Origin of the sequence: Legionella tunisiensis (assembly GCF_000308315.1) — a bacterium.
GTDB classification, from domain to species: Bacteria; Pseudomonadota; Gammaproteobacteria; order Legionellales; family Legionellaceae; genus Tatlockia; species Tatlockia tunisiensis.
Genome location: NZ_CALJ01000081.1, coordinates 35,314 through 44,209, shown reverse-complemented (window position 1 = coordinate 44,209; position 8,896 = coordinate 35,314). Strand labels below are relative to the sequence as shown.

Here is an 8,896-nt window from a genome sequence, read left to right as displayed (position 1 = left end):
CCTGTCGCATTATATTTTGATAAGAACTTTCTATTCAAGTGTACATCTAGCGGATCCTGATTAATAAAGAAGGGGGCATCTTGAAAAAACCCCCAGACATTAATTTTTGGCAATAGCTGATAGCTCATACCACCTGTTTTAACTTTCTTTCTGGCCTGATCAATCTGGGCAAGCATCGTTTTCGTATCAAGATTTTTAATCTTAATCGTTTGGTCAGGTGGTGAAGAAAGAGGTCCTTGCTTAGGCCGAAATTGAAGTGGAGAATCAAAATCATCAATAATTGGTGTTTTTGAAGAAGCTTGCGTTTCCATATCTTCTGCTAATGTTTTAGCTAGCTGGGCTCGTAAAGGGAGGATCGTGGTTGGTCCCACTGCAGGAATACCCTCAGGATGAATACTTATATATTCTCCAGGGTCTTCGGACTTCATTTTAGGCTGGGAGCCTCCAACTTGGATAGCGGCATGCCCCACTCCATTCTTTGCTGTCATATTCCAAATATAAACCCAAGTATCATCTTCCTCACCATTAACTACGGCTTGTGGCATCACAGATGGAACGATATTTGAAGAGGTTTTAGATTGATCGTTAGATTCAAAAATCTTTGATTTTAGCCATTCAAACATGCCTAATCCTTTTGTTATCTACTGATTACTCGAATAGATGTTAATCAAATACAATGGCATCACCATAACCAATAAGAGTAAATTTAACTCATGATGGATGAATTCTATAGTACCTAAATTTGCTCAACTATACAATCAGCCAGTCTTATAGCGAGTAAAAGTAAGCACAGAGAGTACCTTGCAAATACATAGCTTGCTATTAATTAGCGAGCTATGGTAACATAGTTGGTTTGATATCTCAGTGAGAGAACTAAATGAATCTGCGATTATTGTCCTTGCCTGAAGTAAAGCAAAGTATCACTATGAATCAAGCCATTGATGCAATGGAACGTACTTTTCTTCAGCTAGCTAAACAGGAAGTAAGATTACCTTTAAGAACAGGCATTCCTATTGTTGAAGAAAACGCGTTGACCTTAACCATGCCGGCTTATCTTGCCCGCGATAAGACCTTAGGTTTAAAAGTGGTCTCTATTTTTCCCAATAATCTTGCTAAAAATAAGCCTTCAATTACAGGCTTTATTATGTTACTTGATGCAAACACCGGAGAACCGAAGGTATTAATGGATGCTGCTTATTTAACTGCACTAAGAACAGGTGCAGTCTCAGGATTAGCGACCAAATATTTTGCTCGTGATGATGCCAATCATGTCGCTATTATTGGTTCTGGTACACAAGCATTAACCCAACTTGAAGCGGTTGCAGCAGTGCGCAACATTAAACGAGTTTCTCTATGGTCACGCAATAAGGAGAATGCAGAAAAATTAGCTAAAAAATTGCTGCTAACTACGAGGTTAACACATATGACTCTATACACAAGACAATTAGTAAAGCTGATATTATCTGCACCGCGACCGGTAGTACTGAGCCTTTAATTCACTTCAATTCTCTACAACCTCATGCGCATATTAATGCCATAGGATCACACTCGAGCACCATGAAAGAAATTGCTAATGAGATCTTGAATCAATCGGTTGTCATCGCTGATCAGTTGGAAGCGGTATTATCCGAGTCGGGAGAAATTATTAGTGCTATTGAGCAAAATCAATTAAAAAAGACGCCATCATTGAGCTCGGTCAATATTTATTACACAAGGAAAAAATTATAAACCTCATTTAACTGTATTCAAATCGGTTGGTCTTGCAATTCAGGACTTAAGTGTCGCCGAGGTGGTTTATCAAAATGCATTAAAAAATAATCTAGGGAGCTCTTTCTCTCTCAGTTAAACAAAAAAGGCTATTGTTAATACTATTAATAGGTTGGAGAAAATTCTATGCAACCACTCCATAGCAAAACACCACTTATTTCATCCCAATACCTGAAAAATAAATTGGGTAAGTCAATTTATTTTAAGTTAGAATTACTCCAGCCACCTGGTTCATTTAAACTGCGTGGCATCGGAAATTTATGCCAATATGAGTGGAAAAAAGGTGTTCGGGCCTTTGTTGCTTCCTCCGGCGGTAATGCCGGTGTTGCGGTTGCTTATTGCGGAATGAAGCTCAATGTCCCAACCACTGTTTTTATTCCCAGTAGCAGCCACCCCCTATACATTGACGCGATTAAATCCTATGGTGCTGAAGTAGTTGTTGCAGGTTCCGTGTGGGATGAAGCCCATCAAGCGGCTGCGCTTTTCGCCCAAGAGAATGCAGCTGCTTATATTCCTCCCTTCGATCACCCCATGCTATGGAATGGCCATGCAACAATGATTGAAGAAGTAGTCACACAAGGACTTAAAACACCAGACGCAGTGATTGTTTCAGTAGGAGGAGGGGGGCTGGCTTGTGGTGTTCTTGAAGGAATGCGGCAACAAAGATGGGATCGAGTGCCTCTCATTGCAGTCGAAACAGTGGGGGCTGATGCCTTTTCTCAATCGTTAAAAGCCTCTAATCGCATGATTTTACCCTCCATTACCTCTAAAGCGACTAGCCTTGGAGCAAAATCTGTAGCACAACGACTTATGCAATGGTCAGAAGAACATCCTATCCAGAGTATTGTCGTCAGTGATGAAGTCGCAGAACAAGGAAGCCGGTCTTTTGCCAAGGATCAGCGCTTGTTAGTTGAACTGTCAAGTGGCGCTTCGTTAGCAGTAGTCTACGAGAATCACCCTGTTATTCATGCATTCAAATCAATACTTGTTATTGTATGCGGTGGTATTAACATTAGTCATTTTAGAATCTAGGGCCTGTTGGTGATGACTCTTCTTCAATTTTTGTAGTATCAATCAGAACATACCCTTCTTCATTGTCTGATTCTTCCACCATTCTATGGCTATGGATTCCTCTCTGGGTTCCTGGCAACCCACCATCCTCAATGTCATCTTTGTCGACAAAAATAAAATCACTATCATCCAGTTCTTCTTCAACCATTGCCACAACTTCTTCATCAACCTGCTTATGCGTTTGTGCGACCGGTGATAATAAAGCAGTACAACTTTCAATAATGTAATCGCGTATAAAACCGATTAAACGGTGAGAAGACATAATGGAAAGATGACCGTGGCGATCAAGTTCGACTAAAGATTTTGGATTTTTCTTTACATAATCAGCCACATAAGACAAGGTTGGTCGTACAATCCAATCTTTTGCAGCAGTAAAAAATGATATATTGCTTTCGATTGAAGCACTTTCGCACCAAGCTTTTTAAGAAATGTACTATTCACTTGCATCTGTTCCACAGAATCAGATACTTGAGTAAGCGGAGCAATAGCCAAATCAGACCCCCCAAAAGGCCCACATAAATTAATCACTCGCAATACATTAATCCCTTCTTTAGCCAAGTATCGTTCTGATGCATCTGTATTTACTAAACAACCTCTTGAATGACCTATTAAAATCACATACTTATGCCCATTATTCTTTATTTTTTCAGCCAGTTGCGAAGAAAAATACTTAATCCCCTTTCCTTGATAGCGACTATCAAAGGAAACAAGATGAATAGAAGAAACAAGCTCGGGAAGACCCTCGGCTATTAACCGCCGAGCAACTCGGTCAAAAGCGCCGGCCTGATCAGCAGTACCATGAGTACAATAAATCGCAACTCCTTTGCCTAAACCTGGATCAGCATCGTTGGGAACTTTGAAATTAGGATTATGGAAAACTAGATCGCCAGAACCAAACGAGGTGAGCCAATAATAAGTATGAGCAAGCGCACCGGTTGTACTAACCGGTTGTATTTCCTTAATTTTCTTGAAAATTTGTTTAAAGAAAGAATACATCTTACCTCCTTGTAAATTATCCAATCTCAGGGCAAATGTATCTTATTTTTAATCAGTTAGGAAATAAATAGCTCAATAATTCCACCTCCGTGCTTTATGCATGGTATCCTGTTGATTCTTAGTCAGAGAATAAGCTGAATTCCGCGCACAAAGCGCGGAATGTAGACAATATATTTTATTTAAATCCATTTAAATGTGTTTACCTGTATTCAATCTGCCAAGGGATCGCGCAATATAATTGTAGAGTCGCGCTCTGGGCCAGTCGATAGCATATCAACAGGCACACCCAGCAACGCTTCAATACGCTTAACATAAGCCAAGGCATTAGCAGGCAACTGCTTAAGCTCTGTTACATCAGCGGTTGATTCACTCCACCCTGGCAACTCTTCATACACTGGCTCCAACCCTTCAAAGTCTTCTGCTGCTTGCGGTGGACGGGATAACAATTGCCCCTTTGCATTTCGATATGCAACAGCAATACGCAACGTATCGATGCCATCCAATACATCAAGTTTGGTCATGCATAAACCGGTGATACTATTAAGCTCAATGGAACGTCGCAGCAAAACCGCATCAAACCAACCGCAACGGCGAGGACGGCCAGTTACCGCACCAAATTCAAAACCACGGGTAGCTAATCCATTGCCAATTTCATCTGTCAACTCAGTAGGAAACGGACCACCACCAACACGAGTAGTATAAGCCTTAGTGATACCCAGTATATAATCGAGATAACGCGGACCAAAGCCTGCTCCGTTGACAACACTACCTACACAGGTATTCGATGAGGTCACAAATGGGTAAGTACCATGATCAATATCAAGGTACACGCCTTGCGCTCCTTCAAATAAGATAGATTCACCTTTTTCTCGATGCTCATGCAAAGCAGTTGTCACGTCACAAATCATATTTTGCAAAGCGTCTGTCCACTCAGCCGCTTCTGCTAATAAAGGCTCAAGCGCAATTTCTTCTTGGTTGTAATAATGTTTCAATACAAAATTATGGTATTGCAATAATTCGGTGAGTTTGGTTTAAAACGTTGTGGATGCAACAAATCGCTTACCTTAAGTGCTCGTCTGGCAATCTTATCTTCATAGGCAGGACCAATACCGCGCCCTGTGGTACCAATCGCTGCATCGCCTTTGTGTTTTTCCCGAGCATTATCCAATGCGATGTGGCAAGGCAAAATCAATGGGCAAGCCTGACTGATATGTAATCGGCTACGCACATTAACACCTTTATTTTCTAGCTCTTTAATTTCATCAAGCAAAGCCTTGGGTGAAAGTACAACTCCATTACCAATATAACACTGCACATGAGGACGTAATATACCGGAAGGAATTAAACGCAAGACTGTTTTTTCGCCTTTAATTTTCAGTGTATGTCCTGCATTATGCCCACCTTGATAACGAACAACTACTTGTACATCATGTGTTAACAGATCGACAATTTTACCCTTGCCTTCGTCACCCCACTGCGTACCTATCACAACAACATTTTTACCCATAATGGACTCTTACTCTGCAAATTGATGAACAACGGTGAGTAGAACAACCCCCACCAGCATGCTAAAAAACCCAATTAAACGCAATATTTTCTCATCCTTTCCAATAATCTTAAGCAATAATTGCTTCCATCGCTCAGGAGAAGTAAATGGCATTAACCCCTCGAATACAAATACCAAAGCAATCGCCGAGAGAAAATTAATGAGCAAACCGTATCTCCAATAAATAAAAAAGGGTTAAGCATGCTTAACCCGATTTCAGCAAAATTGGTAATTATAATCAGTTTTTAGCGTTAATACCATCACCTTTTGACAAGGAATGTCTAAAGTAATCAAAAAACGTGCTGCTTTGATCCAACACAAGAATATCTTGCCTGCTATTAAAGCTACCTTCATAAGCCTTCAAGCTGCGATAAAAAGCAAAGAAGTCTTTATTTTTACTAAAAGCGTCCGCATAGATAGTAGCAGCTTCAGCCAACCCGCGAGCTCTAACGATTTGACCTTCGCTTTGTGCTTTGGCAAGCAATATAGTCACTTGCGCATCAGCTGCTGCCTGAATTGCTTCTGCTGCAGCATGACCATCAGCACGATGACGGTTAGCTATTTTCTGCATATCAGCACGCATACGCTGATAAATAGCATTCGAGGTATTCTCTGGTAACTCTATACCTTTAATACGTACGTCAACGACATCAATACCTAACTCACCGGCCTGCTGTTCCGCTTTGTCGCGTAGAACTTCCATTACATCATCACGTCCGCCAGACACTACATCAGAAATACCGCGTTTTCCAAATTCCGCACGCAATGAAGTGTTTAACTGTTGTTCAAGCAAGGTCTCTGCCTTGAACTCATTGCCACCTGTCGATTTAAAGTAACGAGCTAAATCATTAATTCGCCATTTCACGTAGTAATCAACAATAACATCCTTTTTCTCCTTGGTTACAATTCTTGAAGACTTGATATCCAAAGTCTGAATACGTGTATCAAAAATACGGACACTCTCAATAAAAGGTGTTTTTAGATGTAACCCGGGCAACAATATTTTTGCTTTGCCTGTATCAGCATCACTTACTAAACGCCCAAGACGAAGTAAAATACCCTGTTGGCCCTGAGTAATAGTAAAAACACTGGCAAGCAATACCATCAATATAATAAACAATAGAATGCCTAAAGTTGCTTTAGTGGTATTCATTTAGTCATTCCCCCCCTGACGGTAAGTGCGTCTAGTGATATTCCGGTCACTGACTAGTGTATTCTGTATATCATTAGCTACCGTAGAATTATCCATCTTAGCAGCCTCTGGGGTAACTGAGGTAGATGCAGCAGATGCCGAATTCAATGCTAATTTGTCTAAAGGTAAATACAAAAGATTACCTGATTTACCATCGACAATAATCTTACTGCTCTTACTTAAGACTTGTTGCATCGTATCTAAATACATACGCTCAGAAGTAACTAACGGGGACTGCGTATAGCTTGGTAAAAGGGCTACAAACTCTGCGACTTCCCCCTTGGCACGCAATACTGCTTGTTTGGCGAAAGCCTGTGCTTCCTCAAAAATCCGTTTTGCTCCCCCCTCTGCAATAGGAACTACTCGGGCCTGATAAGCAAAGGCTTGCTCTTTAAAGCGTTTTTCATCTTCTTGAGCCTTAATTGCGTCATCAAAGGCATCTTGCACATTTTCAGGTGCACGAGCAGGCTGCGGCGAAACATTCACGATCACAATCCCGGTTTTATATTTTTCCAGAATTTTGATTAAAGAATCCTGTACATTACTTCCCCAGGCTTCGCGACCTTCAGTAATGATCTGATCAAGTGTTGTTGTACCCACTACTTGTCGCAAAGCACTTGAAGTGGCTTGCTGTAAGCTTTCTTGCGGATCAGCAACGTTGAAGAGATAAGCACGCAAATCGTTGATTCGATACTGTACGGCCAAAGAAACTGATACCAAATTCTCATCTTTCGTTAACATCTGTGCTGAATAGGAGTAGTCAGAAACACGCTCGACATTTTGCACAATCTTTGACGAAATAATACGTGGAATCCAATGGGGTCCAGGACCAACAGTTTCTACATATTTACCAAAACGCAGAATCACCGCTTGCTCGGCAGGATCAACGATGAAAATGCCCGAGATAGCCCATAGGATAAAAACAATCAGAGCCACCATCACAGCAAGCACACCGCCATTGCCAGAGGAAGGAGACTCATTACCAGGTTGACCAGAACCACCAAAAAACGTTTTCTTCAATTTATCTTGAAACCGTTTCAGCGCTTCGTCCAAATCTGGCGGCTGATTTTTACCACTCCACGGATCTTTATCTTTATCCTTATCCGGCTCATTCCATCCCATCTATATCTCTCCCCGCCTTTACACAGAAAAGTAGAATTCTAGGGTGTATACTCTGTTTAAGCAAGCAAATGGCAAGGGTTTGTATTACCTTGCTTACTGGGATTTAAAAATATTTAACTCACCACTTACATCTTCGTGAACAGACTCTCTCCGCTTCTCCATAGCCCGCAGAACTTTCTCTGTTCGTGTATTGGGATATTGCTCTGAATACCTCTTTACTTGTTCTATACTAGTAAACTTTCCGCTATCTATCGCCCAACGCATTGAACTCCAGGGATTGAAGATAGTTACCCCTAAAAATTTTTTAATACTAAGCGCGTCATCATATTTTTTCACAAACTTGGCAAATTGGACTTCCTCCTTGGTAAAAAGAGCCGGAACCTCAACTTCAACTTCCTCCACTTTTACCCCCTCTCCTCCCTCTTTTTCTTAGAGGGCGGTTGGGCTCTTAGAACCAGGGCTTCCAACTGTAAAGCCACATGGCTTGGGCGAGCAAAAAGGTACCAGAGTGATTGCCACCAAGAATTTTCCGCATAGATAATCGAGTGCAGGGGGGCCGCTAATATGGCAGCGGCGAACGATATTAGCTGCAAGCTCTGGCAATTTTTCCGTGTATTTTGAAACTTCATCCAGCAAAGCATAACGATTATCTTGTAATAAGGTACACAAAGCTTGATCTCGCGGAACATTTGCCCCATGACAGAGTAACATAGCGATACCACGTAAAGCGCCCTGCGGATCTTGTTTTTCCTCTAAGCGGGCACATAACAGATCGATTGCTCGCCTGGACTCCTCGTTCGTTGCTTCCAAATCCAATTTTTAGGTGGTTTTGATTCGAGGATAGCTTTTAAATGGTCCAGCCGTCCTAAACGAGCCGCTAATAAAAGAGGCGTTTCCTGCAATGCGCCACAAGTATTATCAACGTCTGCTCCCTCTTTAATTAAGGCTTCAACTGCTCCGGTGAGATTCTTAATAATTACTTGGTGCAGAGGGGGAATAGAAATTTTTTATCTTTACCTACTTGAATTTTGCTTGGTTTATTAACATCGGGATGATTTTCCAAAACAACGTTGAAATTATCAATGTCACCCGTATCAATTACCCTAGCTAACAATGTTTTTCGCTCAGGATCATAGCTATCTGCTAACTGTTGTTGCGGAGTGTGCTCTTCTTCTTTTGCGCTCCTAAGCACAAGATTTCCT

General features: G+C 41.3%; 13 protein-coding genes and 1 pseudogene. 4 read left to right on the top strand and 10 right to left on the bottom strand.

Annotated features, from left to right (window positions below):
- On the bottom strand, window positions 1-623 hold a 623-nt coding region (locus tag BN58_RS06290), incomplete at its 3' end, for a hypothetical protein (RefSeq protein ID WP_026069302.1).
- 254 nt (window positions 624-877) lie between these two features.
- Here BN58_RS06290 and BN58_RS33130 point away from each other — a divergent pair.
- From BN58_RS33130 to BN58_RS06280, 4 genes are read left to right on the top strand one after another with little or no spacing between them, the layout of a single operon-like run.
- Window positions 878-1,495, top strand: coding sequence for an ornithine cyclodeaminase family protein (locus BN58_RS33130; RefSeq protein ID WP_232220395.1), 618 nt, complete (start codon window positions 878-880; stop codon window positions 1,493-1,495).
- The gene (locus tag BN58_RS35850) at window positions 1,396-1,728 is read left to right on the top strand and encodes a hypothetical protein (protein ID WP_332247936.1); all 333 of its coding nucleotides are present in this window, start codon (window positions 1,396-1,398) and stop codon (window positions 1,726-1,728) included. The genes BN58_RS33130 and BN58_RS35850 overlap by 100 nt, the downstream gene beginning before the upstream one ends.
- A complete protein-coding gene (locus BN58_RS37590) occupies window positions 1,700-1,846 on the top strand; it encodes a hypothetical protein (RefSeq protein WP_408605468.1) in 147 nt (48 codons plus the stop codon). The genes BN58_RS35850 and BN58_RS37590 overlap by 29 nt, the downstream gene beginning before the upstream one ends.
- A 47-nt stretch (window positions 1,847-1,893) precedes the next feature.
- Window positions 1,894-2,799: a pyridoxal-phosphate dependent enzyme gene (locus tag BN58_RS06280; protein ID WP_019216104.1), complete on the top strand. Its 906-nt coding sequence runs from the start codon at window positions 1,894-1,896 to the stop codon at window positions 2,797-2,799.
- Here the strand turns inward: BN58_RS06280 and BN58_RS33120 are convergent.
- From BN58_RS33120 to BN58_RS37585, 9 genes and pseudogenes are all read right to left on the bottom strand, one after another.
- On the bottom strand, window positions 2,789-3,178 hold the full coding sequence (locus tag BN58_RS33120; protein ID WP_232220394.1) for a hypothetical protein: 390 nt from the start codon (window positions 3,176-3,178) through the stop codon (window positions 2,789-2,791). The genes BN58_RS06280 and BN58_RS33120 overlap by 11 nt on opposite strands.
- Entirely contained in the window at window positions 3,154-3,834 is a 681-nt protein-coding gene (locus BN58_RS22665) for an esterase/lipase family protein (protein WP_051131849.1), read from the bottom strand. Before BN58_RS22665 ends, BN58_RS33120 begins: the two co-directional genes overlap by 25 nt.
- 209 nt (window positions 3,835-4,043) lie before the next feature.
- A pseudogene (locus BN58_RS22660) lies at window positions 4,044-5,341 on the bottom strand (adenylosuccinate synthase).
- A 9-nt stretch (window positions 5,342-5,350) separates the two neighbouring features.
- Window positions 5,351-5,548, bottom strand: coding sequence for a DUF2065 domain-containing protein (locus BN58_RS06265; RefSeq protein ID WP_019216102.1), 198 nt, complete (start codon window positions 5,546-5,548; stop codon window positions 5,351-5,353).
- 70 nt (window positions 5,549-5,618) lie between these two features.
- On the bottom strand, window positions 5,619-6,533 hold the full coding sequence (gene hflC, locus BN58_RS06260; protein ID WP_019216101.1) for a protease modulator HflC: 915 nt from the start codon (window positions 6,531-6,533) through the stop codon (window positions 5,619-5,621).
- The gene (gene hflK / locus BN58_RS06255; protein ID WP_019216100.1) at window positions 6,534-7,694 is read right to left on the bottom strand and encodes an FtsH protease activity modulator HflK; all 1,161 of its coding nucleotides are present in this window, start codon (window positions 7,692-7,694) and stop codon (window positions 6,534-6,536) included.
- Between the two features lie 93 nt (window positions 7,695-7,787).
- Window positions 7,788-8,096 (bottom strand): hypothetical protein, encoded by a 309-nt coding sequence (locus BN58_RS06250; protein WP_019216099.1) that lies wholly within the window; start codon window positions 8,094-8,096, stop codon window positions 7,788-7,790.
- A 27-nt stretch (window positions 8,097-8,123) separates the two neighbouring features.
- Window positions 8,124-8,504 (bottom strand): hypothetical protein, encoded by a 381-nt coding sequence (locus BN58_RS06245; RefSeq protein WP_156812392.1) that lies wholly within the window; start codon window positions 8,502-8,504, stop codon window positions 8,124-8,126.
- Window positions 8,447-8,596 (bottom strand): hypothetical protein, encoded by a 150-nt coding sequence (locus BN58_RS37585; RefSeq protein ID WP_408605466.1) that lies wholly within the window; start codon window positions 8,594-8,596, stop codon window positions 8,447-8,449. Before BN58_RS37585 ends, BN58_RS06245 begins: the two co-directional genes overlap by 58 nt.
- Between the last annotated feature and the right edge of the window lie 300 nt (window positions 8,597-8,896).